Here is a 24,933-nt window from a genome sequence, read left to right as displayed (position 1 = left end):
TTAATTGTCATCTTCATCTTTATTTTTCTCTTCAAGTACTTCAAGAGCTGATCTTCTTCGCTTTTTGCCTTTCTTCTTCCAGCGTTCAATGTGAATAGTAGATGACTGATAGTCATCAGAAGCTCGAATATCTTCGTTTGAGGCTCTCATAAAGGACCATGCTAATAAAATCATAATGAATATCAGCGGGAATCCACCAACGATACTTGCCGTCTGAAGTGTATCCAAGCCTCCCAGGAACATGAGTGCAAGCGGCATCAGACATAGAGCGAACGCCCAAAATAGACGATTCCAGCGCATCGGCTCCCCTTCTACATTCTTTTGCACAACAGAAGCAAGGATATAGGAGGAAGAATCAAAAGTCGTCGCCAGAAATATGATAGCGAGGACCGTAAATGCCAGCACCATAAATTTAGCGAGCGGCAGTTCATTAATAATAGCTATAATCGTAGCCGGAGCTCCATTTTGGTCCATGAAACTTACCACATCAAACGAGCCCGTCAACTGCATATATAAACCGAAGTTACCCATGATTCCAAAGAACAGAATACAGCCGATTGTTCCATAAATCATGGTTCCAAGAACCATTTGACGAATGGTTCTTCCCCTTGAAATTCTGGCAACAAACAGACCTACGAACGGGGCATAAACAAGCCACCAGGCCCAATAGAATATTGTCCAGGATTCGGGGAAATTAGTCTCGCCAAATGGACCTATACCTGCAAAAGGTTCCATCCATGTAGCCATCTTAAAGAAATTATCTGCGAGTATTCCAAGACCGTTAACTGTCGTTTCACTAATGAACCGAGTAGGTCCAAAGATGAAAACAAAGGCCAGAATAAACAAGGATAACCAAAGGTTGATATCACTAAGAACTTTAATACCTCTTTTAAGTCCCGAATAAGAGCTGATCGCAAAAATCAATGTACATAACAGCATAATGAAAGATTTCAATCCAAGATTTGCCGGGATACCTGTTAAACTATTGACCCCTTCAGCAATCATAGGGGTACCAAGCGCAAGCGTTGTTCCTGCCCCTCCCAGGAGCCCAAACATAAACAGGACATCAATGACCGTTCCCAGCGGTCCATCGACTGATTTTCCTAACACAGGACGTACGGCTTCACTTACTTTAAGCACCGGCTTTTTCCTTACATAATAGAAATAGGCGATGGGTAAAGCAGGGAGCGTATAGATTGCCCATGCAATAGGACCCCAGTGAAAGATTCCATAGGCTGAAGCCCATTGAATGGCCTCTTGAGATTCAGGAGTTACCCCAAATGGAGGACCCTGATAATAGTAAGCCCATTCGATAACCGCCCAATACAGAATACTGGAGCCAATCCCGGCAGCAAATAACATGGCCGCCCAGGAAAACGTATTGAATTCAGGCTTTTCTCCTTCATCCCCTAGTTTAATGGAGCCATTTTTACTAAACGCTACAAATAATAGAAAAGCAAACACCACAAATCCCATTACCATGTACAGAACGCCGAAATTACCTGTCATAAAACTATTGGCGTCCGACACGAAAGCCCTTCCGGCGTCCGGGAATAGAATTAGTGGAAGCGTAACCGCTACCAGTAAAATTAAAGCACCTATAAACGTAGGCCAATCGATCAATCTCGTCTTCATTTTAAAGCATCCTTTCTGACTTATCTGCTAGTTGTTAGTTTGTTCCTAAGTAAACAATCCATTCTGTTTGGAAAAAAAGAGGGTATAAAGATGGGGAGAAGTTTGTAGCCAAACTTAAGCTTAACAAGTGGATACACATATGCCAAATTCACAAAGTGATACTTGAGTCTAAATACTATAAAAAATAACCCTCTGTCAGACTTAATCCATGAAAGTTGACTTTTTCCTGCTATTCTTGGACGATTGAAACGAGATGCTTGAAATTAGGGGAGTTTGTTCATGAAGTTCACACATGGAAAAATCTTGAAAGCCTGTTTATACACCAGTTTTATCCTTTTTTACCTAATATCTCTATTTATAGATAACATCTACATATCCTATTTATTAGGTTGTACAGCACTGGTTATCCTCCCAGTTTCTTTTAAAGGAGCTAGCCGAACATTTCAAATCATTTCTGCTATTTTTGTTTGTGCAGGATTCGTGATCTTCAGTTTTTCTGGAGAAAGCTGGCTTTCACTCCCCTTGCATTTTACTTCTACGGCTTTACTTCTCAGTCTCTTATATTTTCTTCCGTTTATTAATAATCTAATGATCGTGGGGAAGTATGACGAAGAACTGCAGAATCTGCTGCAGTTAAGGACGAAGCATCTGGGTCAGCTTTACTATCGTAGCTCTCTAATTGCTTACATTCTTTGTCTTTTTGTATTTTTTTCGGCAATCACTATTGTCCAGGCAGTTGTTAAAAATTCAGCTCAGAAAATCAACACCTCACGTCTTGATCCATTTTCCAGTCAATCCATTTTGCGCTCCTTTGCCCTTGCCAACGTTTGGAGCCCTATAGAAATATTCATTGCCCTTACGGTTACAATTACTGGAGTAGCTTACTTTGAATTGCTTCCATGGGCTTTGTTCTTTTCTATCTCCTTATTGCTGATCGACTGGTGTATTGGATGGTTCACTTATAGAAAAGAAGCCTATGAAGCACCGGAATCCTCTACAGAAATATCTGGCAGTCAATTATTGGGTAAAGTCAGCTACTTACTCGGAATGCTGTTCTTGTTCATTTTTCTTGCTTTTGGCGTACAGAAGCTTTTAAATGTTACTTATTTTAATGCCGTTATTCTATTCATTTTGCCTTTTACTCTGTTATGGGCGCTTACTATTAACCAAGTGAAAGCATTTATAAGATATAACAAAAAAACCTGGGTTCCCCAGGTTAACGGCTTACAGAATTTAATGCTTTTGTTTATTTCACTAGGATTCTTCAGTGAAATGTTCGAACAAACGAAAATGATTGAAGTGATTCAAACTCCCTTATTACAGTTATCGACTACACCTTTAGTGCTGTTCCTGGCCATTCAGCTGGTTTCTCTAATGTTCTCACTAATCGGCATCCACCCTTTAGTAACCATTAGTCTAATGGGAACCTTAATTCAACCCCTGTTAACCGAATTAAATCCTTTAAGTCTTGCTATTGTACTGTTAACGTCCACCCTGGCTAGTGATGCCGCGGGCACATTTAATACAACCGTCACCATCATGAGTCAGTTGACGGGCAGAAACCCTTACCGCATTACAAAATGGAATATTGGCTTTGCATTATGGTTTGGATCAGCCGGAAGTCTGCTCGGCTGGCTGCTGCTATAGAGAAGGAGAGATTTTATGTCCAAGGAGAAAAAAGGAGTAGGAGAGTGGATTAATCCTCTATACCTCCCTCTTGTTACGGCTATTCCTATCGACGGGTGGCTTATTCTAAAAACAGAGCCCTATGCGGGTGTAGAATTATCTATGTATATCATAGCTATTTTATTTCTTATTTTTTCAGGGGCTGTGGAAACAAACCAAGAAGAAGTAAAGCACCGAGTTTTCGGATATATTTACCTCGTCTCGGCGCTTTTATTTGGAGCTGTTGGTCTTATCCTGTGGCTGGGCAATTCTTGATTAAATAAAGAAAAGCCACGGGAGAATCATTGGGATCGTAATGATAATAGTGACAATCAGCCACGCACTTTGATTTTCACTCGTTAATTGTTTACGATAAGACATCCCCCATGCTAAAAGCAATAATAGGGACATGATGATACTGCGAAAATGAATGTCCCCATCTTTATTGTTTACAAAGATGTAGACGCCTCCCTCAATGAGAATCAGAATTCCAACCAGTGTGTTAAAGACATGAGTAAATATTCTGCTCATTTATATGCACTCCTAATTATTATCTTATTCATTTTAACCTCTTCAAGTATATTACATTCTTTTTATTTTTTTGACTACGAAAAACGGTTAGAGGATTCATTAAATATGCTCTTTAAAACCTTCTAGTTTTTTACTCCAGATAAGCTCCCGTTACTGGAAGACTCAGTTTCGAGACTTTTGTTAGAATTAGGTCCTGCGGGGACGATTCCGCTTTCCGTGGGCATGTGGTAAGCTTCCTCAGGCTTCGCCTTCCGGGATCTTACCGATCATGTTCATCCCACAGGAGTCTACATCGTCCCCCTCCGGACCTGGCCGAATCAGAAACTCGAAACCACTAAATACACTGGTTGCTTGGTGAGAAAAAAGGATGGGATGAAGAGTGTATTTCATGCTAAAACGATGTGAAAAAGCTTGTCATAGAAGCATTTGGGACCTATTTAGGAGAAGAGCATTTCCCTTGTCTGAAAGGGTCCGTTAATCTCCCTTGGCTGGGTTGGTGGAGAAATGGCGAGACTCCCCGGTTAAAAGCGGAAGCACCTTGGTCAGCGGCGTATGGACTGGACTGAGCTGGCGGAGATAAAGGAAACACGAAGAGCGTGGCGATTCGATGTTGACTTATCGTACAGAAGTGAGGGAAGTCTCACTAGCCGCTAGGTGCTGGAGCTGGATAGCTCTCTTCAACGTTTAGGCACTCATTTATGCTTACGTCACAAAAAAGTGTAAGAGTGGGAGAAGGAATCAGGTGAGATCCCGCAGGGAGTGAAACGAGCGAGGAAGCTCCTGGTAAAAGGAGGATCGACTAAGGTCGCCACGTCCTGTGGCAACGTCGATCGACCCCACATCGTGTAGGGCCATAGGAAAGCGAGTTATTTCCCCACCAGCCCTTCTCCCCATTCGAGTAACGGACCCAGAATATCTCGAAATCGAGTCTTACAGTAACCGGTCCTATTCTTTAATAAGTCTCCTATGAAAAATCAACAATGTTTAACAGTGTTATTAGAAAAAGATCGCTCTGTGGATGGGTAGTTATTTTCTTAACAAAAACAAGCCAGCCTAAAAAATTGGCTGGCTAGTACTCGTTAAATAATTGCTCAAGCGGCTGTGTAATTTCGTAAATTGCGCCTTTCTCCTTCAGGATTTTCCAATGATCCGCATATAAATAAACTTCTAATAAGGTCTCCTTATTACTTGAAAGCTTCAACGCACCGTGGACATTTTCAGACAACTCTGCGTTCCCTTCATGCGGGGATTCTTTTAGCGTGCTTAATAAAGCTTTAATTTCCTGTTCTGTTTTAATCGTAACCGTCTGTCTTCCATCTTCTAGCTTATAATAAGTCAAAGTCATCGGGCGTTCATATTCATTCCACTCATGAGGTGTTACTGCGTCTTGGCTGAATTTTACTGGGTTAAAGAAATATCGTTGATCTATGTATACTAGCGACAGGAGTATCGTGAATATAATACCCGTTATAATAATTAATTTTTTTGCCATTCGCTCACCTCGATTATCATTCTAACAATATTAGTAATATTTAACACCCGTGTTTTTCAACTTTTTTACATTATGTTAATATAATTATTTAACTATCTAGTTCAGATGGTTCTTCTATATATTCCTACGATTTTAAGTTAGTAATAGTTTCACTAAAACCCAAAAAATGTTTATCTAATTTTATGGATGGTTATGTTTTACTGTGAGAGAATTTGAAAGGAGATACCCATGAACACAAGTATAGATCGAATTTTACTAGAAGAGGATGGTTATTACCCAAACCACCCGTTTTTGCCAGCTTTAATATATCGTCAGGCGGTGGATATGCCTATCGATGAATCTGAACAATTGTTTAAGAAACACAGGTGGTCCAACACATGGGTTGGCGGAGTATTTGATTATCACCACTATCACAGTCGAACCCATGAAATTCTTGCGTTAGTAGAAGGATCAGCCCGCTTGAAGCTTGGCGGACCAAACGGTCGCACAGTGGACGTGAAAAAAGGAGATTTAATCATTATTCCAGCCGGCGTTGCTCATAAAAATGAATGGGCCACTGATGATTTCCAAGTCCTTGCTGCTTACCCATTCGGTGAATCATTCGATTTAAAAACTGGGGATAAAGAGGAATACGAAGAGGCACTTTCTCAGATCCCTGATGCGCCGGCTCCTGCAGCAGATCCTTTATTAGGGGAGAACGGACCGTTAATGGAATTATGGAACCGGTCGTAGATCCATAAAAATCCGCTTTAAGAATTTACCTTAAAGCGGATTTTTTAAATTTTATAGCGTTTTGTAGAAACCAGTGGCTTTACCAACAAAACCAAATCCCTCATAAATCTTGTGTGTCGCTTTACGTTCATCACGGTTTCCACTGTTTAATTGAATGGTTTTGGCTCCTTTTCTCTCTGACCAGTGCTCTGCCTCTCTCATAAGTGATCTTCCCACTCCTTCTCCTTGATGCTCTATATCTACCACAAAAGCAATTACACGAACATGAGGGCTATCAGTATGATATGCATAGCTGAAACTCATCCCAATCATACCAATTAGCCCTTCAGGTGTGTCATATACAAAGGTTTTGAAGTCCTCATGAGGCAAAATCGCTTCTAAACGCTCCCTCATCTCGTCTTCTGATGTTGGATAACCTAAGGTTTTCATAAGCCCCGCTAAGTCATTTGCATCTTGTATAACAGCTTCTCTTATCAAAGCTCTCTCTCCTATCCATTTCCATAACAAAGACCTGTTGAAGAGGCTTCTCAGCAACAGGTCTTTATTCTAGGTTATATTCTTGCAATTGCTTTCCGTCACAGCCTACCTGGAAGCATTCTCTTTTTTGCGAAGCTCCACTCGCCGTATTTTCCCAGATGTTGTTTTAGGAAGTTCCTCTGTAAACTCGATCTTTCTTGGATATTTATACGGTGCTGTTGTGCTCTTAACATGGTCTTGTAATTCTTTTACTAAACTGTCAGTCGGCTCATAGTTGTTCTGCAGTACAATAAAAGCTTTAACCACATTACCACGGACCTCGTCCGGGCTTGACACTACTGCACACTCCTGCACAGCTTTATGCTTCACAAGAGCATCCTCTACTTCAAAAGGGCCAATGGTATATCCGGAGCTGATAATAATATCATCACTGCGGCCTTCAAACCAAAAGTATCCATCTTCATCTTTTCTCGCCTGGTCCCCTGTCACATAATAGTTTCCGCGATGAGACATTTTTGTGCGTTCTGGATCCTTATAATATTCTTTGAATAAAGCAGGAGTATCCAGATGAACAGCAATATCTCCAACTTCTCCTATTTCTACAGGTTCTGCCAATTCATCAATGATTTCTACTTGATTTCCTGGGGTAGGACGGCCCATGGATCCAGGTCGTACTTCCATGTCTTTCAAAATTCCTACTAGAAGAGTATTCTCTGTTTGGCCGTAACCATCACGGACAGTAACGTTGAAATGATTCTTAAATGTATCAATAACTTCTCTGTTTAATGGTTCACCTGCAGAAACGGCGCTATGCAGGTCTGTAAGCTGGTAATCATCCAGATTATCTACTTTAGCCATCAAACGATACTCAGTTGGAGTACAGCATAAAACATTGACGCTATGCTCATCCATAAGGCTTAAATAGGTTTTCGGATTGAATTTACCTTGGTACACAAGACCTCTTGCACCCGTACCCAGTACAGATAAAAAAGGACTCCACACCCATTTCTGCCATCCTGGACCAGCTGTTGCCCATACTGTATCGCCATCCTGAATAGCAAGCCATTTATAAGCAGCGGTCTTCAAATGAGCATATCCCCACCCATGGGTATGAACCACTCCTTTTGGATTGCCTGTCGTTCCTGAAGTGTACGATAGAAAGGCCATATCACCACTAGCTGTATCAGCTGTCTCAAGAGTTGAACTGTAATCCTCTAATAATTCGTCAAAATCAAACCAGCCTTCTTTTGACCCTCCTACAGAAAATTTAAGAAGTTGATCACTTTCTTTCACTGCATCCAGGTGTTCAGTAAACGGATGGTAGCTGACAACTGCACGTACATCACCGTGAGTAATCCGGTACTGCAGGTCTTTTGCACGCAGCATTTCTGAACTAGGAATAATAACCAGCCCAGCTTTCAGGGCCGCAATATATACTTGATACGCTTCAATCAATCGAGGAATCATGACAAGGATTTTATCTCCCTTTTGCAAACCATGGTCCAGAAAAGCATTTCCCATCTTATTTGCCTGATGGAGCAGCTGTTCATATGTAACTTCTTTTTGGCCCCCGGCTTCACTGAGCCATAATAGAGCCTTGCGGGAAGGATCTTCCGCAAACTTTTCAATCTCTGATACTACATTATATCTTTCTGGGGCAATTAATTCTTCACGATCCACTTCATCTTCCTCCTCTACAATAATGAGCGTCTGTTCATTTTTACAGCAAACTAATTATATCAAATATTCTTAATTATTCAATATATTTAACTTTACTTAGGGCAAATCTATTGAGTAGAGTAAATTGACAGAAAATTATCTTTTCATGTATGATTAGTAACACCAAGTTCGTTCGTGAGGAGTGAGGTTCTATAATTGGAGGAAAAACCGGAAGACTAACAAGCCCATTGTCTCTATTACTTACCAGTCTTTCCATGATGATCATTTTATTATTTTTCTGCTTTTCTTATGTAACGGGGAGCTATAACTACACCATAGCCTCACTTATTGCTGTAAGCTTGATAAATTTCTCTGCTTTATTCGGCTTCACACGTATTAAAAAACCTTATAAAAAAGCCTTCAGATTAAAGTGAAATCTGAAGGCTTTTTTCGTGTTCTTATTCGATTAAGCGAGACGTTTGAAGTTTTCTCCAAGAATTTCGTTCATGGAATGAACCGTAATAAACGCTCGTTCATCAACCGATGTCATAAATTTTTTCAAGCGAGTGTAATCTTTGCGGTTTAAAATTGTCGTAATTACTTCCTTATCTTCCTGATTAAAAGCACCTTTTGCGTGGTGAATGGTTGCCCCGCGTCCCAGCTGCTGAACGATGAAATTACGCACAAGATCGCTCTCGCGGCTGATAATGACAATTTCTTTATTGTTATCAAACTGCTGCAGCGTGTAATCAATAACGAGACCATTTAGAATAACTCCGAAGAAAGCATACATACCGACAGTTGGACCAAATATAAAGATTGAAGATGCAGCAATCGCTATATCAGAGAATAGGACACCTTTACCTACTTCAATAGAAAAGTATTTGTTGAGAATCATAGCAATGATATCCGTTCCGCCTGTAGAGGCTCCCTGATGAAAAACAATGGCCATTCCCGATGCGGCAATAATTTGACCAATAATTAATTGAATCAATAAGTCATTGCTCAATGCTTCTTGCATTGGGACATAGGTTTCCAGTCCCCAAACCATGAAGGACAGAGCAAAACTAGCATAGATGGTTTTTGCTCCGAATTGAAAACCTAAGAATATAAAACCAACGATAAACAGAACGATATTTAAGCAGATCATTATCATTCCTAATGATAGATCAGGGATGACTTTATTCAATACGATTGATAAACCACTGACTCCCCCGGTCGCTAGATCGTTTGGGGAAAGGAAAAAGTGAACATTAACCGCTACGCATAAAGCACCTAAATTCATCATTAGAAAAGACCATAATTTTTTAAGCATCAGTAAGCCTCCTTTATTATAAATATTGAAGAATATTGTCGAACGAATTAATAGTACAATCGGGATTATAGAGCCCTTTTTTGCTTTTGTAAACAGCTTTGCATGTAAAAAAACAATTTATTTTATGTAAGCGATTGAAGCTGAAAAATTCACAATTTTTACTTTTTCAGTCGTTCCATTTACCCTTTAGATAAGTTTCATGCCCTAAGTCTAATTTCCTTAATCTCTATTTAAGATCCAGGATATTAGACCGATATAATAAGTAGTAAAAAGGATCAGCGATAAAAATAACCACCGCATAAATATGCAGTGGTTTAGGATGAATTCAAATCATTATTGATATTTTATTTAGGCAATCGAACCGTTACGGTCGTACCTTCACCTTTTTTACTTTCATAGCACATCGTGCCATTAAGATCCGATACGATTTTCTTCGTAACCATTACTCCTAACCCTGTTCCTTTTTCTTTCGTAGTGAAGAATGGCTCACCGATCTTGGCCAGCTCTTGCGCCGTCAAACCAGGACCTTCATCACTAACGGAAAGCGTTAGTTCATGACTCGACATTTTCGCATCGATCACCACTTCCCCGCCGTCCATCACATCAATTGCATTTTTAATTAAATTGATCAGGATTTGGTTCAGGCGCTTCGGTTCAGTATCGATTTCATCATCTAACCCTTTATGGTGAAATACAAGCTTCACACCTTTTTCCTTAGCTTCCTGTTCCAGTAAACGAATGACGTAAGAAACAACATGTTCTGGAGATACTTGTTCTAACTGGATAGAAGATTTAGGTTTGGATAACATCATGAAGTCTTGCACGATTGCTTCGATCCGGTTTACTTCATCCAGAATAATATCCTGATAATTATCCCTTAGCTCTGGATTAGCCGCACCAATTTGCAGGAATCCTTTTATAGCAGTTAAAGGATTTTTAATCTCATGGGCAATTCCAGCCGACATTTGAGTAATAGTAGAAAGCTGCTGGGATTTTTCTTTCAGCTGTTCCATTTCTTTAAATTCAGTCACATCTTCATGAATTCCTATCACGTAATCGGTTCCATTATTTTCTACTGGAAAGCCCCTTGACCGTATCCATCTTTCTTCTCCATTACTGCTTTTCACCCGGTATTCTACTTGATCCTTTTTCGTTCGCATCAGTTTCATAGACTCTACCACTTTTGGTTGATCCGCTTCGTTAATCACACGTAGGATAATGGACGGATTAGTAAAGACTTCGCGGCGGGAAATTCCAAATAAATTTTGGAAAGAAGGACTGATATAATGGATTTCATTAAACTGGGGATCACAAATCCAAAAGACATCTTTAATATTGTTAGCAAGCAGTGCAAAACGTTCCTCTGAATCTTTTAATGCTTGAAGCTGCTTTTTATATTGAGTGATATCCTGGGCAAATACCGTTATTCCAAGTTCTGTTGGATGAACTGTCATAAGCACGGTCGTATTTGTCTTTTGAATAAAACCTTCAAATTCACACGTTTCCTGGGTTTCCATCGCCCTTAAATAGTGTTGAAAAAAATTATAATATTCATGAATAGGGTAAACATCCCATAACTTGCGATTACAATTCTGTTCAAAAGAAATACCTGTAATGTGTTCCATCTTCTGATTAGCATAGGTGATTTCCCAGTTATGACTGATAATAGCTAACCCGTGCGGAAACTTATCTACCAGATGGGTCATTCGATGTTTCAGCTGTGAGTACTTAGTAGTTGAATATCGAATGCTCTGTTTTTTCGGTTTTTCCACAAATGTGCCTTTAAGAGATCTCGAAGGATAAATTTTTTCATCTTCTTGGGCTACACGGACAGGTGCTTCAGAATTGAGTCCCTCAGAGCTAACTCTCTCCTTTAAAGAAAATGCAATCTGACCGTTAGTAAGATGAACCATTTTACAATCCCATGGTCGAAAGGTGTTCCCGTTGTTTATTTGCAGAGATATGTCGCGTAGTCCTTCTGTTAATAACTGGTGTAAAACACGCTGCAAAGTATTTTGACTGGATGAAGGGAAGGACTGAAGCCATTCGGTGAATGATAATTCAACATCTTCCAGTTCAAGAGTTCTTTGCATCTCAGGATTGAGTGTTACCTTTTGAAGACGCAAATCCAGCAAACAGGCAGGTGTGCCATTCATACTCAGGACATCCAGAATTTCATTACTATGGACTTGGTCAGAATACCTCTCTCTTATCACCAATATTAAGACCTCTTTTCCTTTACCGTTCAAGATTTTCCAATACGTGTTTTATTATAACGCATGAAAGGAAAATTTTGAATATTTTCGAACAATTATTCTTAAATTTTAGGATTTATTATCTTTACAATTTATTTAATTTAAATTGATATTATGACTTTTTTCTACCTTATTTATTATTCAATACTTCTCCATAAAGTTAGTGAAGCATAACTTTGATAAGGAGACCAGTTTTTACTGAACGTTTCCATTTGTGTTTTGGATGGCTTGTTTTCCAATTCAAAATAGGATTTTAGAGCATTTTGTATACCTATATCTGCCTTAGGAAGCAGATTTTCTCTTCCCACCCCAAACATCAGCCAGTTTTCAGCTGTCCAAGGGCCAATTCCTCTAATTTTAACAAGATACTTCATTACTTCTTCGTCTGCCTGACGGGCGAGCCAGTCTAAATCCAATTCTCCTTCAACTATTTTACGGGAGGCATCAATCACGTACTCAGCCTTCCGCTGACTGAATTGAAGCTTTCTTAACTCTTCGTAAGGAGTCTCTGCAACTGTTTCAGGTTCTGGATAAAACCACACGCCGTCCTTTTGATACCCTAACCGTTCGACAAACCGGGTACTCAAAGTATGAGCAAATTTCATATTTAACTGCTGGTGGATAATAACTTTAACTAAGCAGTCGTAAAAATGGAAGTCCTTAACGATTGGGGTTCCTGGGTAAGCTGAAAATAACTCTTCCAGGTTAGTGTTTTGAAAGTGACGTCGCACCTTCTCAAGGTCGCGATCCCATTGAAATAAGTCACGGACATGCTTTATTAACGCTTCTTTAGCGTTTTCATCTTCGCTGGAAATGCTAAAGGAAGGCTGAGCAGTTGTACCCTGCGCCTGGACCCGGACAACGTGGGAGCCGTCCTCCAGCTTCACGGGAACATCTACCCACCGCTCTTCTTTATCCAGATTTGTTAAAGGGTCATAGGACCATCGTTTCAATGTATAATCGAAATCATAGTAGCTGTTTGCTGTAAGCATTTCTTTCCACAACCCTGTAACCCTCCTTTTATCATAATGATCTATTATAATGTGTATAGTTCACTTTCCCTTTTCTTCCTAAGCCTAATCTAAACCACGTACTCCCTGCTAGAGGTGGACGAACTAAACCTTAGGCGGGATAGGGATAAGGTTGTCATAGGCTTCGTTATAAAAGGTCCGTACCATAAAAAAACCTCCGCACTACCTTTGTGCAGAGGCTGTCTGTTATTAAAGGCTCCAAATTGGAAAAGGAAGCAGTTTTTTTACCATCAGATCGTTAAGGCTGCCAAAATGGTAGCCACGTTTTCTTAATTCATCAATTAATTGCTCAAGAGCTTCTGCGTTATCCTGCGAAACCGTATGCAAAAGAATAACGGCCCCAGGATGAATTTGATCGAGAACACTGTGATAAGCGTATTCCCAACCTTTTTGCTTATCTGTTTCCCAATCCTTAAAAGCAAGAGACCAGAACGCATGGGTGTATCCAAATTCTTTTGCCCATGCTAAGGTTTGTTCATTAAATGTACCTCTCGGGGGACGTACAAACGTCATGATCTCCTGATCTGTTAATTTCTTCACTTCCTCATTCACCCTGTCCAACTCATGTTTCATTTTTTCTTTAGAAACTTTTGTGAAATCAGGGTGACTCCACGAATGGTTACCGATCAGATGACCTTCAGCTGCCATACGCTTCAACAAATCAGGAGCACTTTGAATGTAATGTCCGGTCACGAAAAAAGTAGCAGGAACCTCTTTTTCCTTCAAAATATCTAATACCTTCCCTGTGTATCCTTGCTCGTATCCATTATCAAAGGTTAGATAAATAACTGGTGCCCCTGAAGGATCGACGTAAAATCCGTCCTCTTTTTCCAGCATAGGTCCGTATCGGCCTACATCCGGGGCTTCTCCATTATTGCTCTTTTTGTACCCCCATCCTTCTGCCTGTATCGATAGGGGCTGAAGAAGAAACGCACTGGTTACAACTAAAGCCAGAATATATTTCAACATGACTACCACTCACTTTTTGCTTAGTATGCGTGAGTCACAACTTAAATATAAAAAAAGACAAGTGGGAATATTACCCACTCGCCTTTTTTAAAGAATTAATGCAGCTGCCCATCCGAAAATGAATAACGGAATATTATAATGGAGAAAAGTAGGTACGCATGTATCCCAAATGTGGTTATGTCTCCCGTCAGCATTCAAACCGGAAGTAGGTCCAAGCGTACTGTCGGACGCAGGCGAGCCTGCATCGCCCAAGGCTCCTGCCGTTCCAATCAAGGCTGCTGTAGCCATTGGTGAAAAACCGGCACTGACACATATAGGAACGAATAAAGCTGCTAAAATAGGTACAGTCGCAAAGGAAGACCCAATCCCCATAGTGACTACTAGTCCTACAAGTAATAATATAAAAGCAATAAAGGCCTGTTTGTTCCCTAAATAATCTGAACTGATTTCAACTAGTGCAGTCACAGATTCCGTTTGGGTTAATACATTAGCATAGCCGGCTGCAACCAGCATAACAAAAGCAATAAATCCCATCATGCCAATTCCATCGTTAACCACTTTGTCCCCTTTATTAAAAGGAACGACCCGAAAGACAAACATAATAATAATTCCAGCAAGAGCCGCAATAATTAAGTTCTGCCAGACAGCCTGAATAATCAAAGTGACGAAAATGGCAAGAATCGTCCACCCATGCTTCAGTTGAAAACTCTCACTTAATTCAGGTTCCCCAACCGTATTCTCAGCTTCAACAAGATTTGGGGCTTCTCGTTTTTTCCGATACGTAATTAATACAGCAATAAACAATCCAACAACCATTCCAGACCCTGGAATAAGCAGCGACTGTGCAATCGATCCGATCCCAATAGTGATTCCATTCGCATCCATTGCTTCCTGAATGGTCTCATGAAAAATTAATCCGAAACCTGCCGGAATCATAACGTAAGGGGCTTTCAAACCAAATGTTAATGCTGCAGCTACAGCACGTCGATCCAGCTTCATTTCATCAAATAATTTTAACATTGGCGGAATTAATATAGGTATAAAAGCAATATGCACAGGTATAACGTTTTGGGATAAACTCGCAACAAAAGCAATAACGAATACAATCATCGTACGTCTGCTTTTTAATGAACGAAGCAAGAAATTCACCAGTAAAGACGTGATTCCAGAATAACTTATACCGACAGCAAACGCGCCAAGCAATACATAACTTAAAGCGACACTTGCCTGATCTCCCATCCCATTAACTAGTATTTCCACCGATCTCGTAATCGACTCGCCATTCATTAAACCAGCTGTTAGTCCGGCGGCAATAATGGCAATGATGACATTGATTCGTAACAAACTTAAGATCGTCATTACGAGGACAGATACAATGACTGCCCAGGCCATAACCCATTCTCCTCTCCATTACTCTCTTTTATTGATTAGCGATTTACCATGATAAAGTACAATAATAAAAAAATCAACCCTCTTATTTGAGAGTTAACCTAGAAAAAATTCACATAAACAATAATAACTGCCAGAGCCATACTTGAGCCCATAAGAATCTTTTTATGCGAAACTGGGACCGGATGTCCAGACACTTTACGGAAGCCAGCCATTATAAGTGTCAGCATAAACAAAAAGCCAAGCACAGGGGAAATATAAAAAATCAGCAGATCCAATTCATTCCCCTCCTATTTATTATTTGTTCATTTTATTCTCTAATTCTTCTAGCATAGAAATCAGGCGATCAATATCTTCTACAGAGGTTTCCTCAGGCTCTAATTCTTCAATTCGAATCATGAATTCAGACAGCCTCGTTTTTAAATCCTCAATTCTATCCTGCTGTGTCATTATAACGAACTCCTTTGTGCACTTTTTTAACCATGCTTATCATAGTACAAGCATAGCTTTATGTCCATCATGGACCTACTGAAAAATAAAACCTCTAATTATACAGATTATGAATTTCATGCTCATTACCGAAGATGAAAAAATGTTAATAAAAAGAACACCTTATACTAACTCTTGCTTAAAAATGGGAGAGTGAAAGTGATGGTACTTCCATAATTAAGTTCACTATCAGCCCATATAGACCCCCCATGTTGTTCTATAATGGACTTTACGATAGCAAGACCAAGTCCCGTACCTCCCGACTCCCTTGAGCGTGACTTCTCTGCTCTGTAAAACCGGGTAAAAATTTTAGTGAGATCCTCTTGTTCCATACCTTCTCCATTATCTTTAATAGAAATAGTTAAATTAGATTTTGCCTGCTCGGTTCTAATGGCAACAACTACATGGTCAGCTCCGTAACGGACTGCATTTTCCATCAGATTATTCATTACTTGAACTATTCTCACAGGGTCAATAGAAAGAGTTACGGAAGGAATCTGCCCGGGAATTTGTACACGTACCTGTTGGCTTCTTCCGTCTTCTGCTACATCTTCTAATAGATCTTTAAAAAAAGCACGGCTGTCCACAAATTGCTTATCGATAGGCAGCTGTTGAAGGTCTAATTTAGAAAATTGAAAGAGATCCTCTATTAGACGATCGAGCTGATCGGTTTTTTGACTGATTACCCGAAAATACTTTTTCTGCATTTCATCCGTTTGAGCTACTCCATCTTGCAGTCCCTCTACATACCCTTTGATTGAAGAAAGAGGAGTACGAAGATCATGCGATATACTTGCAATCAGCTGCTTGCGGTCTTGTTTATATTGCTCTTCTTTTTCCTGCGATTGCTTTAAGTGTGTCCTCATTGTATTGAAACCACCGATGAACCTGCCGATCTCATCTTTTTTTCGATATTGAATCGGATAATCTAAATTTCCTTCTTTAACTTCCTCAGTTGCTGTATAAATTTCTTTCAGAGGATTAAGAATCGTACGTGAGATATACCACGTCCAGCCGACTATAAGCAGGATGAGCGCGATTAATCCGCTTCCCACACTAATGAGAATACTTCTTAAAATTGTATCGGTGAAAGGCATGCGGCTAGATAATTCGACAAATAAGATACGGTCATCCTCGGCCTGGACTTGAAAAAGAGTAGAACTATCCCTGATGGCATCATTTTCAGCCGCTCCTGACTCCGTTTGTGATGTAAACACAGTTCTGCCCTCTGCATCCGTAATTTCAATATCTGCTGAATACTGATTTGCAAGCGCATTGAGTTCAGGATCAGGAACAGGGGTGTTCGCTAATTTGCTTTTAAGTTTAGATTCTAATTCATGGATTGAATCTCGATAAGCACGTTCTTTTTCCTCTAATTCGGAAGATTGGAGGTGAAGAAGGGCTCCTGTCACCATAATAGGCAATAAAATAAGAGATAGAAATGCTAAGATTAAACGTGGCTTCAATCGCCCCATGAAGATCCATCTCCTCCATCGAATTTATAACCTACACCCCATACGGTCCTAAGAAAAATAGGATTGGAAGGGTCCGATTCAATTTTTTCCCTAAGCTTCCGCATATACACCATTAATGTATTGAAATCACCCATATGGTCATAGCCCCAAACCTTATCAAAAAGCTGCTCCTTCGTGAAGACTTGTCCTTCATGGCTAGCCAGCAGATGCAGGATTTGAAATTCCCTTGCCGATAATTCAATCGGATGATCTTTCATTAAAACCTTGTACTCCTTAGCATCGATTGTCAGATCCCCAAACGTTAAAATGTCCTGATGTAAGGGGGCGTGCTGTGAAAAGTGCCGATAACGCCTGAGTTGTGCTTTAATACGTGCTACTAACTCACTCGGACTGAAAGGTTTTGTAATGTAATCATCTGCGCCGATACCAAGGCCGATAATTTTATCGGTTTCGCTTTTCTTAGCTGTCATCATAATAATCGGAGTCATCGATCGTGATCGGATCAGCCTGCATAATTCCATTCCATCAAGTTTTGGGAGCATTAAATCGAGGACAGTAAGAGTTGGATTTTCTTTTTGAAACAATGCCAACCCTTCCTGCCCATCTTTTGCATGCGTCACTTCATAACCTTCCATCATTAAATAATCTCTAACTAAGTCCGCAATTTCAAACTCATCTTCGACAATGAGTATTCGTTCCTTTTCCATATTCATCCCCCAGTGCCTGCATACCACTATAATTTGTCATTATACGGCAACGTCTCTTTGTTTGAAAATTACCCAGGACGAGATGGTGAAAACCAGGAAATAGATGAGCAGCACTATAATGGAAAATGTCATCGTCATTCCTTCCACAACTGGAGTTCCGTCGATATACTGCATAAGGTTTGTGTTAGCGAATAGCACAAATCGCACCCAATCATACTGGCTGAGCAGCTGAACAATCTGCGGTCCTGTAAACATAAGAAATATTGAAAACCCAATCGCTAATGAACTGCTTCTAAAAATGGTAGAAATCATAAAGGCCACCGTAGCCATCATAATAATTTCTATACTTCGAAAACCAATCAAACTAATAATATGTGCTACCATATGCTGCTCAACAACCTGACCATCCGTAAAACTCAAATACGGTAACTCGGATGCTGAGAGTCCGAAAAATGTAAGACCAAAAATGTAAGAGAATCCAAATAATAATACAAGCATTAAAAGTGCAAACATCATCGTTGTAATAAACTTAGCCAGCAGGATTTTTCCGCGGCGCACAGGACGGATCAACAGCAGTTTGATCGTTCCTGTAGAAAATTCACTGGCTACAATCCCTGCTGCAATGACAATCGTGAACAGAGTCGCCACTGCTGTAAAATTAGTTGCGTCAATCATAAATCCCCATAAAGAGTCGTTAGCAACAGGTGGAACGTCATTATCTAAACGATACTGTTGAATGGCAATCTCCTTCCTCATGGCTTCTCGGCCTGCTTCAATGGAAGGACCTTTCTCCATCCCCTCTTCCATTTGTGCAATTCTCGCTTCCGCTTGATTTCTCCAATTGGACTGGTCTCCACTTTCCAGCACATACTTTTGTAAAACGGCAAAACCAAGGAGTAAAGCAACAAGAATTCCGATCATAATCCACGTTCCTGTTTTTTTATAAATTTTAACTTGTTCATTTTGTAAAATTTTTAGAAAATGCATTAGGATTCCTCCCGGGTTAATTCTAGGAATGTGTCTTCCAAGGTTTGAACATTCGAATAGATTTGGTAAAGTTTAATTTGGTTTGAGACCAATAATTCTGCTAATTCAGGGAGCTCTTCTTCTTCTGAAACCGTCAGTTCTATCCAGGCATCCTGCTTTTTAGGCTGCAAAGAACGGTCGGTTAATAGCTGGAAAGCTTTTTCAACAGGGGAAGCTTTCAACTTAACTGTAAGATCTATATTTTTACTTACAAGATCCTGTATGTTCTCTACGCGAATCAACCGCCCGTGTTGAATAATTCCAATTCGGTCGCACATTAGCTGCATCTCGGACAGTAAGTGGCTCGAAACAAAAACTGCCAGATTTTCTTCATGAGCGATTCTCCGGATATACTGACGAATTTCTCTTATACCTGCAGGATCAAGGCCGTTAGTTGGCTCATCCAAAATAAGTAAGGAAGGCGAATGGAGAAGAGCCTGAGCAATGCCCAGCCGTTGTCTCATTCCCAGTGAATATCCTTTTACCTTCTCATGAATTCTTTTTTCCAGCCCTACAAGTTTAATGATCTCCTCTAAACGTTTCTTTGGAATTTCCTTCGGCGTAAGACGAGCAAATTGTTTCAAATTTTCAAATCCAGTGAGATAAGAGTACATTTCAGGATTTTCAATAATACCGCCTACGTGAGCGATGGCCTTTTCGAAATCATGCTGAATGTGATGGCCTTGAATATAGATCTCTCCTTCAGACATCTTCATGAGCCCCACAAGCATTCGAATCATCGTGGTCTTTCCTGCTCCATTGGGTCCAAGAAAACCAAATACTTCTCCTTGATAGATATCGAGGGATATTCCATGAATAATGGGTGTATTTCCTATGCTTTTCTTAACATTTATAATTTGAGCAACGGGTTGGCTCATTTTTGTCCCTCCTCTAAAGCTTGTTTAGATTATTATCTCTAAAAAAACTTAATAGACATTTATAAAGTTCTTAAAAAAATCTTAAAAATCCCATATCAATTAGAAGAAACTGGGACCTCAGGTCATCCATAATATGGATGACCTGAGGTCCCAGTTTTTACAAAACTAACTGATGTTTTTAATATGTTACATTAAGATATAAATTATTACTTATGGTGGGAGGTACTTTGCACGTTTTTGACCATGCTTAACCGAGCTGAATCCGTACTATAAAGAGAGATGAAAATGGAGATTAGGATAATTAGGATAAGCATAGCTTTATGTCCTACATGGACATACTGGAGAAGAAACATGCTATAATACTTGCCTAAGAGGAGGTCAAATCCTATGGGGTTAGAAAATATAAATTTTAAAGAATGGATAAATGATCCAGGCCCGGCAGTTGTGATTATAAGCAGCGCCATTTTACTTTTCTTAGCTGTCATTATCATCCGAAAAATAATTCAATCATTCTTCAAACGAACCTCCTTTATTGAGGAACGAAAAGAACAAACGTTAGAATCCATGTTTAACTCCATCATCAGCTACGCCGCCGTCATCGGCTTTATTTTTATTGTACTCGATCAATTCATTCCTATTGGAAGACTGCTTGCTGGTGCAGGAGTTATTGGTATTATTGTTGGTTTTGGTGCCCAGAATTTAATTAAAGATTTCTTTGCCGGTTTATTTCTCCTTTATGAAAAGCAACTTCATAAAGGTGACTTTATCACCTTAAATAATACCTTTCACGGTACAGTAGAGGAAATCGGACTCCGGTTTTTGAAAATCCGGCAATGGAGCGGCCGGCTGCTTACCATCAGTAATGGACAGATTACAACGATTGAGAATTATAACTTCGAGCATATGCGTGTAATTGAAAAAGTCACGACTAACTTCAAAGAAGATCCAAAGCGCATGTTTGAGGTTTTAGAAGAAGCCTGTGCGCGAATGAATGAAGAACTGTCCATCTACGTGAAGAAGGATTTAGCAGACAAGCCGATTGAGCCCTTCCAAGTCTATGGCATGACCTCTTTAAACGATCACTATCGAGGTTATGAATATACAGTGACTGGACTGGTCTATGATCTTGTGTACTGGACAGCTGCCAAAGAAACCAGGCGGATCCTCGCTGAGACCATGCACAAACACAAGATTGCTATGGCTGAACAGCGTATTGAGATGAAGACTTATTCCTCTGAAACGGAAGAATAGGTCTTCTATTCTGCAATCAATCTAAAACTAATGTGATTTTGTATAGGAATCCAGGCTCCTATTTCCTGCTTGGTTACATTCTTTACAACAACTGTTTTGTCGCTTCCCTTTAGCTGAATGTAAACATCACCAAAGGCCGCTTCCCCCATTTCCTTCAAAGCTGGAGCGTATGCCTCCAGAAGACCTTTATAATCTACAGCTACGTCGTAGGACCTGCTATGAGTCGTTCCTTTTCCGAACACGGTTTGAAAAGCGAGAGGAAACTCTGTATTTTTTTGTGCTTCCAGTAAAATCATCTTCCTCAATTGTTCACTGTGACTGATTTGAGTGGCCAAACCGCCCTGAACCTTCTTCTCTTCGATTTGCTCATAACTTACTTTCTCAGTCTGGAGGCCGCTTAAATTACTTAATTCATTCTCATTAATTTTTTGATATTTCCAGTTCATTGTTGTTTCTTTAGAGTTATAAGCAAGCGGCCATCGGCCAAGGAAGATCTCACCTCTATAACCGATCGCAAACGGGGAGGGAGTAATCGACGTTCCATTGAGCATCTCGATTAACTTTGGATTGGTAATGTTCACGTTTGTCTCTTTGAGAAGTTCCTGTGTCCTGCTTTCTTTTTTCAGTTTCTGCTCAACGCCGCCAGGCTCATTCGTGTACGTATTCTCTTCAGCTATGCTGACCACATGCCCTGGCATCTCGTGTTCCATTCTATCTTCCTGTTTCGCTTCAACTGCGGCTCCCAATAAGCAGCCCCAAGTCAGACACACCATTATAGCCATAACAAGTATTTTCCTACACTCCATCTTCCAGACCGCCTTTCGTTTTTCTTAGTCTGCGAAAGATGGAGTTCTCCTATGCTGGAAACCTCAGGAAAGCAATTTATTCATAGCCCATTGAGCTTTTGTATCAAAAAATTGGATGGCCGGTCCGATGCCTATTAAAATAACGAGAGTCCCAAAGCCAATCGGTCCCCCTAGTATCAGAGCTCCTACCAATGCAAATGCTTCAGTCAGCGTTTTGGAGAGCGTTAGACTGAAGCCAAATCGCTTTTGCAGAGCTACCATAAATCCATCCACTGGATTTAGAGAGAACTTCGATTGTAAATATAAAGCAACCCCGATAGCTATAGTGACAACTCCGCTAAGAAGTATAACCAGCTGCTCCCAGAAAACCGAGAATATAACTGCATCTAATACGGTTAAGAGCCAAAAATCAATGACTTTCCCCAGGATTAATATAGTAATTACCGCAAGTACATCAGGTCTCTCTTTTGCGATTAGAGCATTACTTACAATTAACAAAGCGCCGATGATAATTACCCAGTTTCCGACTGTAAGCCCGAAAGACTCTGTTAATCCAACGTTCAGCGCATCCCACGCCCCAGCTCCTAAATCGGCTTTAATCGTTAAAGATATACCAAAAGCAATAATAACAATTCCAACTAAATAGAATATCGATTTAAAAGCCATGTTCTTCATAAACTTCTCTCCCTTTTCCATAAGCAACGTTAAACAACGTGGTTAAATTTTATAAGTAGATGTTTCACTATAGGGCCGGATAGTTGAAGACTCGAATCCTAGATAAAGGGGGGGCCGTTACTCGAATGGGGAGAAGGGCTGGTGGGGAAATAACTCGCTTTCCCATGGGGAAACGGTGAGCTTCCTCGCTCGTTTCACTCCCTGCGGGATCTCACCTAGTTCCTTCTCCCATGGGAGTCTCGCCATTTCCCCACCAACCCAGCCGCGGGAGAATAACGGACCCCTCCAGAGTAGAGAGTATGCTCTCCTTCTTAACTGGTCTTAAATGCTTCTATCACATTGTGCATAAAAATTTCCTCATTATCCCCTGCTCTTTTTTCTCATCAAGCAGACGAGGTCTTAATTAGTTTCGAGTTGCTGATTTGGCAAGGTCCGGAGGGGAACGGGGAGACTCCTGTGGGATAAACATGATCGATGAGACCCCGGAAAGCTTTAGCTTGAGGAGGCTCAGCACAGAAAGGGAGGTTCGACTAAGAACGCCACGTCGTGTGGCAACGTCGAACGACCCTGCGTCGTGCAGGGCCGGAAAGCGAGTCGTTCCCCGCAGGACCTAATTCTCTCACTAGATATCTCGAAACTGAGTCTTACAGTATCGGGAGCTTATATGGAACAAGCATTGAGTTTTAATAAAGCTTTTTCATAAAAAAAGAGCTCTTATCCTTTTTCAGGATAAGGCTCTTTCATAATACTAGCTTAGTTCAATGCACTCAAGTGTTTCTTCCACTTCAATACTGTTTTGAACAGATTGTACCATCGAGCAATTGTTCCTTGATATATCAAGATTCTTCAGCAGTTTATCCTGATTCAGTCGATAACCTTTCACAGCATAATGGAGATGGATTTTTTCAATTCGATTCGCCATCTCCGAATTACGTGTAACATCCGCCGTAACTTTGATATCTTCAAATTCAATCCGCTGTTTATCGAGAATTTTACGGAAGACTCCGATGCTGCAGCCGGCAATGGAAGCTACCATTAATTGATAAGGTCGGAAACCGAATGTTTCATCTCCTGAAATATTCAATTGTCCATAATCAAATGATGTACGTACCCCGTTCTCTTTTAAATAAAAATCCATGTTCCCCACTCCTTTCGAATTTTATCAAGCCTTTACTTATATAGTAACCGTTTTAACCCTCACCATAACCTTCTAAGTAAAAAGACTTGCCCTATTTATTGGGATTCCTTTACGATAATGAAGGTATCATACATTTGGAGAGGAGGGAATTCTTTGGTCTCCACTCGTACAAGATTTTGGATTTTAATTGGACTGGTTACAATATCAGGATTTTCGCAGGGAATGCTTCTTCCACTGCTCGCTGTTATTCTTGAACAAAATGGTGTCTCCTCTTCAATCAATGGCCTGCACGCAACCGGGCTGTACATCGGGATTCTCATTTCCTCTCCCTTTATGGAAAAGCCACTTCAGAAGCTCGGATACAAGCCCGTGATTATGATTGGAGGAGCCCTGGTATTTATCTCATTGGCTCTTTTCCCATTCTGGCAGGCTTTGTGGTTCTGGTTTATATTAAGAGTCGCAATCGGTGTCGGTGACCAGGTGTTGCATTTCGGCACCCAGACATGGATCACCGCTACATCTGCCTCGCACTCACGCGGCAAAAATATTGCTTACTACGGACTTTTTTTCAGTTTAGGGTTCACCATTGGTCCTTTAATGACCAACTTGCTAGAGTTCAGTATCTACTTGCCGTTTCTATTATCTTCGGGACTCAGTTTTATGGTCTGGCTTATGATGTGGAGAGTTAATAATGAAACTCCCCCAAGCGATCAGGCTACTGCTTATGGAACCAGCTCTTACAAGCGATTTCTAGGGGCTATTAAAATCGGCTGGGCCGCATTTCTTCCTCCGATGGCTTATGGATTTCTCGAGGCTACTCTCCATGGAATCTTCCCTGTCTACGGATTAAGAATAGGACACGATGTGAATGTTCTATCATTTATCATTCCATCTTTTGCAGCGGCCAGTCTGCTATCGCAAATCCCTCTGGGCGCACTTAGTGACCGAATAGGTCGTAAGGTCGTCATCCTGACCGTTGTATCCGGAGGGATTGTTGCATTTATTCTAGCGGCCATCTTCGAGGAATCAACCATTGGCTTATTCGCTACGTTCGCTCTGGGTGGACTTTTTGTTGGCTCGTTATTCTCCTTAGGAATTTCCTATATGACCGACTTGCTGCCCAGGGAACTGCTGCCAGCAGGAAATATCCTATGTGGAATGGCCTTTAGTATTGGAAGTATTCTTGGTCCATTTATTTCCGGAGCCTTCTTAGATTTTATGCCAGGTCTGTCATTCTTTTATATTATCGTCGCTCTCCTGGTTATTGTGTTTGCTGCCACCGCTTTATCCAGCGATCCTCAAACACAAAAAACTGCGGACGCTTAGGTCCGCAGTTTT

24 protein-coding genes are annotated in these 24,933 nt (G+C 40.5%); 5 read left to right on the top strand and 19 right to left on the bottom strand.

Features of this window, described 5'->3' with window-relative positions; all coding sequences use genetic code 11:
• The gene (locus ACTWPM_RS05625; protein ID WP_443132087.1) at positions 1 to 1,635 is read right to left on the bottom strand and encodes a BCCT family transporter; all 1,635 of its coding nucleotides are present in this window, start codon (positions 1,633 to 1,635) and stop codon (positions 1 to 3) included.
• 279 nt (positions 1,636 to 1,914) lie between these two features.
• On the opposite strand from ACTWPM_RS05625, the gene ACTWPM_RS05620 reads away from it, so the two are divergent.
• Both ACTWPM_RS05620 and ACTWPM_RS05615 read left to right on the top strand, forming a co-directional pair.
• Complete coding sequence (locus tag ACTWPM_RS05620) at positions 1,915 to 3,282, top strand: hypothetical protein (RefSeq protein ID WP_443132086.1); 1,368 nt, start codon at positions 1,915 to 1,917, stop codon at positions 3,280 to 3,282.
• Positions 3,283 to 3,297: 15 nt separating this feature from the next.
• Positions 3,298 to 3,576 (top strand): hypothetical protein, encoded by a 279-nt coding sequence (locus ACTWPM_RS05615; protein WP_443132085.1) that lies wholly within the window; start codon positions 3,298 to 3,300, stop codon positions 3,574 to 3,576.
• Here ACTWPM_RS05615 and ACTWPM_RS05610 read toward each other — a convergent pair whose 3' ends face one another.
• Together ACTWPM_RS05610 and ACTWPM_RS05605 are read right to left on the bottom strand one after the other, a co-directional pair.
• Positions 3,577 to 3,831, bottom strand: coding sequence for a hypothetical protein (locus ACTWPM_RS05610; protein WP_443132084.1), 255 nt, complete (start codon positions 3,829 to 3,831; stop codon positions 3,577 to 3,579).
• Positions 3,832 to 4,900: 1,069 nt separating this feature from the next.
• Positions 4,901 to 5,323: a hypothetical protein gene (locus ACTWPM_RS05605; RefSeq protein ID WP_443132083.1), complete on the bottom strand. Its 423-nt coding sequence runs from the start codon at positions 5,321 to 5,323 to the stop codon at positions 4,901 to 4,903.
• 228 nt (positions 5,324 to 5,551) lie between these two features.
• On the opposite strand from ACTWPM_RS05605, the gene ACTWPM_RS05600 reads away from it, so the two are divergent.
• On the top strand, positions 5,552 to 6,055 hold the full coding sequence (locus ACTWPM_RS05600) for a cupin domain-containing protein (RefSeq protein ID WP_443132082.1): 504 nt from the start codon (positions 5,552 to 5,554) through the stop codon (positions 6,053 to 6,055).
• Positions 6,056 to 6,106: 51 nt separating this feature from the next.
• On the opposite strand, the gene ACTWPM_RS05595 is transcribed toward ACTWPM_RS05600, so the two are convergent.
• From ACTWPM_RS05595 to ACTWPM_RS05535, 13 genes are all read right to left on the bottom strand, one after another.
• On the bottom strand, positions 6,107 to 6,532 hold the full coding sequence (locus ACTWPM_RS05595; protein ID WP_443132081.1) for a GNAT family N-acetyltransferase: 426 nt from the start codon (positions 6,530 to 6,532) through the stop codon (positions 6,107 to 6,109).
• 105 nt (positions 6,533 to 6,637) lie between these two features.
• Positions 6,638 to 8,212 (bottom strand): acyl-CoA synthetase MbcS, encoded by a 1,575-nt coding sequence (gene mbcS / locus ACTWPM_RS05590; protein ID WP_443132080.1) that lies wholly within the window; start codon positions 8,210 to 8,212, stop codon positions 6,638 to 6,640.
• 445 nt (positions 8,213 to 8,657) lie between these two features.
• Positions 8,658 to 9,506, bottom strand: a complete 849-nt coding sequence (locus ACTWPM_RS05585) for a YitT family protein (protein ID WP_443132079.1) — start codon at positions 9,504 to 9,506, stop codon at positions 8,658 to 8,660.
• 344 nt (positions 9,507 to 9,850) lie between these two features.
• Complete coding sequence (locus ACTWPM_RS05580) at positions 9,851 to 11,722, bottom strand: ATP-binding protein (RefSeq protein WP_443132208.1); 1,872 nt, start codon at positions 11,720 to 11,722, stop codon at positions 9,851 to 9,853.
• Between the two features lie 176 nt (positions 11,723 to 11,898).
• Positions 11,899 to 12,765 (bottom strand): DNA-3-methyladenine glycosylase family protein, encoded by an 867-nt coding sequence (locus ACTWPM_RS05575; protein ID WP_443132078.1) that lies wholly within the window; start codon positions 12,763 to 12,765, stop codon positions 11,899 to 11,901.
• Between the two features lie 216 nt (positions 12,766 to 12,981).
• Positions 12,982 to 13,761: a delta-lactam-biosynthetic de-N-acetylase gene (gene pdaA / locus ACTWPM_RS05570; RefSeq protein WP_443132077.1), complete on the bottom strand. Its 780-nt coding sequence runs from the start codon at positions 13,759 to 13,761 to the stop codon at positions 12,982 to 12,984.
• An 87-nt stretch (positions 13,762 to 13,848) separates the two neighbouring features.
• Complete coding sequence (locus ACTWPM_RS05565; RefSeq protein WP_443132076.1) at positions 13,849 to 15,153, bottom strand: Na+/H+ antiporter family protein; 1,305 nt, start codon at positions 15,151 to 15,153, stop codon at positions 13,849 to 13,851.
• Between the two features lie 98 nt (positions 15,154 to 15,251).
• On the bottom strand, positions 15,252 to 15,428 hold the full coding sequence (locus tag ACTWPM_RS05560) for a hypothetical protein (RefSeq protein ID WP_443132075.1): 177 nt from the start codon (positions 15,426 to 15,428) through the stop codon (positions 15,252 to 15,254).
• 19 nt (positions 15,429 to 15,447) lie between these two features.
• Entirely contained in the window at positions 15,448 to 15,600 is a 153-nt protein-coding gene (locus tag ACTWPM_RS05555; protein WP_443132074.1) for an SE1561 family protein, read from the bottom strand.
• A gap of 167 nt (positions 15,601 to 15,767) precedes the next feature.
• Entirely contained in the window at positions 15,768 to 17,114 is a 1,347-nt protein-coding gene (locus ACTWPM_RS05550; RefSeq protein WP_443132073.1) for a sensor histidine kinase, read from the bottom strand.
• Positions 17,102 to 17,821 (bottom strand): response regulator transcription factor, encoded by a 720-nt coding sequence (locus tag ACTWPM_RS05545; RefSeq protein WP_443132072.1) that lies wholly within the window; start codon positions 17,819 to 17,821, stop codon positions 17,102 to 17,104. Before ACTWPM_RS05545 ends, ACTWPM_RS05550 begins: the two co-directional genes overlap by 13 nt.
• 39 nt (positions 17,822 to 17,860) lie before the next feature.
• Complete coding sequence (locus ACTWPM_RS05540) at positions 17,861 to 18,808, bottom strand: ABC transporter permease (RefSeq protein WP_443132071.1); 948 nt, start codon at positions 18,806 to 18,808, stop codon at positions 17,861 to 17,863.
• Positions 18,808 to 19,725, bottom strand: a complete 918-nt coding sequence (locus ACTWPM_RS05535; protein ID WP_443132070.1) for an ABC transporter ATP-binding protein — start codon at positions 19,723 to 19,725, stop codon at positions 18,808 to 18,810. The genes ACTWPM_RS05540 and ACTWPM_RS05535 overlap by 1 nt, the downstream gene beginning before the upstream one ends.
• 387 nt (positions 19,726 to 20,112) lie before the next feature.
• On the opposite strand from ACTWPM_RS05535, the gene ACTWPM_RS05530 reads away from it, so the two are divergent.
• Entirely contained in the window at positions 20,113 to 20,976 is an 864-nt protein-coding gene (locus ACTWPM_RS05530; protein ID WP_443132069.1) for a mechanosensitive ion channel family protein, read from the top strand.
• A gap of 5 nt (positions 20,977 to 20,981) precedes the next feature.
• On the opposite strand, the gene ACTWPM_RS05525 is transcribed toward ACTWPM_RS05530, so the two are convergent.
• The 3 genes from ACTWPM_RS05525 to ACTWPM_RS05515 form a co-directional block, all read right to left on the bottom strand.
• On the bottom strand, positions 20,982 to 21,758 hold the full coding sequence (locus ACTWPM_RS05525) for a YfkD family protein (protein WP_443132068.1): 777 nt from the start codon (positions 21,756 to 21,758) through the stop codon (positions 20,982 to 20,984).
• Positions 21,759 to 21,845: 87 nt separating this feature from the next.
• Positions 21,846 to 22,457 carry a YczE/YyaS/YitT family protein gene (locus ACTWPM_RS05520; RefSeq protein WP_443132067.1) on the bottom strand — a complete coding sequence of 204 codons (612 nt, stop codon included), beginning with the start codon at positions 22,455 to 22,457 and terminating at the stop codon, positions 21,846 to 21,848.
• 748 nt (positions 22,458 to 23,205) lie between these two features.
• Positions 23,206 to 23,595, bottom strand: coding sequence for an OsmC family protein (locus ACTWPM_RS05515; RefSeq protein ID WP_443132066.1), 390 nt, complete (start codon positions 23,593 to 23,595; stop codon positions 23,206 to 23,208).
• Positions 23,596 to 23,748: 153 nt separating this feature from the next.
• Between ACTWPM_RS05515 and ACTWPM_RS05510 the strand changes: the two genes are divergently transcribed.
• The gene (locus ACTWPM_RS05510; RefSeq protein ID WP_443132065.1) at positions 23,749 to 24,921 is read left to right on the top strand and encodes an MFS transporter; all 1,173 of its coding nucleotides are present in this window, start codon (positions 23,749 to 23,751) and stop codon (positions 24,919 to 24,921) included.
• The last annotated feature ends 12 nt before the right edge of the window (positions 24,922 to 24,933 follow it).

It is taken from the genome of Halobacillus sp. K22 (assembly GCF_052246795.1).
Taxonomy (GTDB): domain Bacteria; phylum Bacillota; class Bacilli; order Bacillales; family Halobacillaceae; genus Halobacillus.
The sequence above is the reverse complement of the archived record's forward strand: the minus strand, read 5'-3'. Positions and strand labels throughout refer to the sequence as shown.

Coding starts and splice junctions, on each gene's coding strand:
- ACTWPM_RS05520 (WP_443132067.1), bottom strand. CDS start 22,457: ATGAAGAACATGGCTTTTAAATCGATATTCTATTTAGTTGGAATTGTT.
- ACTWPM_RS05615 (WP_443132085.1), top strand. CDS start 3,298: ATGTCCAAGGAGAAAAAAGGAGTAGGAGAGTGGATTAATCCTCTATAC.
- ACTWPM_RS05550 (WP_443132073.1), bottom strand. CDS start 17,114: ATGGGGCGATTGAAGCCACGTTTAATCTTAGCATTTCTATCTCTTATT.
- ACTWPM_RS05530 (WP_443132069.1), top strand. CDS start 20,113: ATGGGGTTAGAAAATATAAATTTTAAAGAATGGATAAATGATCCAGGC.
- pdaA (WP_443132077.1), bottom strand. CDS start 13,761: ATGTTGAAATATATTCTGGCTTTAGTTGTAACCAGTGCGTTTCTTCTT.
- ACTWPM_RS05535 (WP_443132070.1), bottom strand. CDS start 19,725: ATGAGCCAACCCGTTGCTCAAATTATAAATGTTAAGAAAAGCATAGGA.
- ACTWPM_RS05585 (WP_443132079.1), bottom strand. CDS start 9,506: ATGCTTAAAAAATTATGGTCTTTTCTAATGATGAATTTAGGTGCTTTA.
- ACTWPM_RS05515 (WP_443132066.1), bottom strand. CDS start 23,595: ATGGATTTTTATTTAAAAGAGAACGGGGTACGTACATCATTTGATTAT.
- ACTWPM_RS05545 (WP_443132072.1), bottom strand. CDS start 17,821: ATGGAAAAGGAACGAATACTCATTGTCGAAGATGAGTTTGAAATTGCG.
- ACTWPM_RS05540 (WP_443132071.1), bottom strand. CDS start 18,808: ATGCATTTTCTAAAAATTTTACAAAATGAACAAGTTAAAATTTATAAA.
- ACTWPM_RS05610 (WP_443132084.1), bottom strand. CDS start 3,831: ATGAGCAGAATATTTACTCATGTCTTTAACACACTGGTTGGAATTCTG.
- ACTWPM_RS05605 (WP_443132083.1), bottom strand. CDS start 5,323: ATGGCAAAAAAATTAATTATTATAACGGGTATTATATTCACGATACTC.
- ACTWPM_RS05555 (WP_443132074.1), bottom strand. CDS start 15,600: ATGACACAGCAGGATAGAATTGAGGATTTAAAAACGAGGCTGTCTGAA.
- ACTWPM_RS05600 (WP_443132082.1), top strand. CDS start 5,552: ATGAACACAAGTATAGATCGAATTTTACTAGAAGAGGATGGTTATTAC.
- ACTWPM_RS05625 (WP_443132087.1), bottom strand. CDS start 1,635: ATGAAGACGAGATTGATCGATTGGCCTACGTTTATAGGTGCTTTAATT.
- ACTWPM_RS05525 (WP_443132068.1), bottom strand. CDS start 21,758: ATGGCTATAATGGTGTGTCTGACTTGGGGCTGCTTATTGGGAGCCGCA.
- ACTWPM_RS05620 (WP_443132086.1), top strand. CDS start 1,915: ATGAAGTTCACACATGGAAAAATCTTGAAAGCCTGTTTATACACCAGT.
- ACTWPM_RS05565 (WP_443132076.1), bottom strand. CDS start 15,153: ATGGCCTGGGCAGTCATTGTATCTGTCCTCGTAATGACGATCTTAAGT.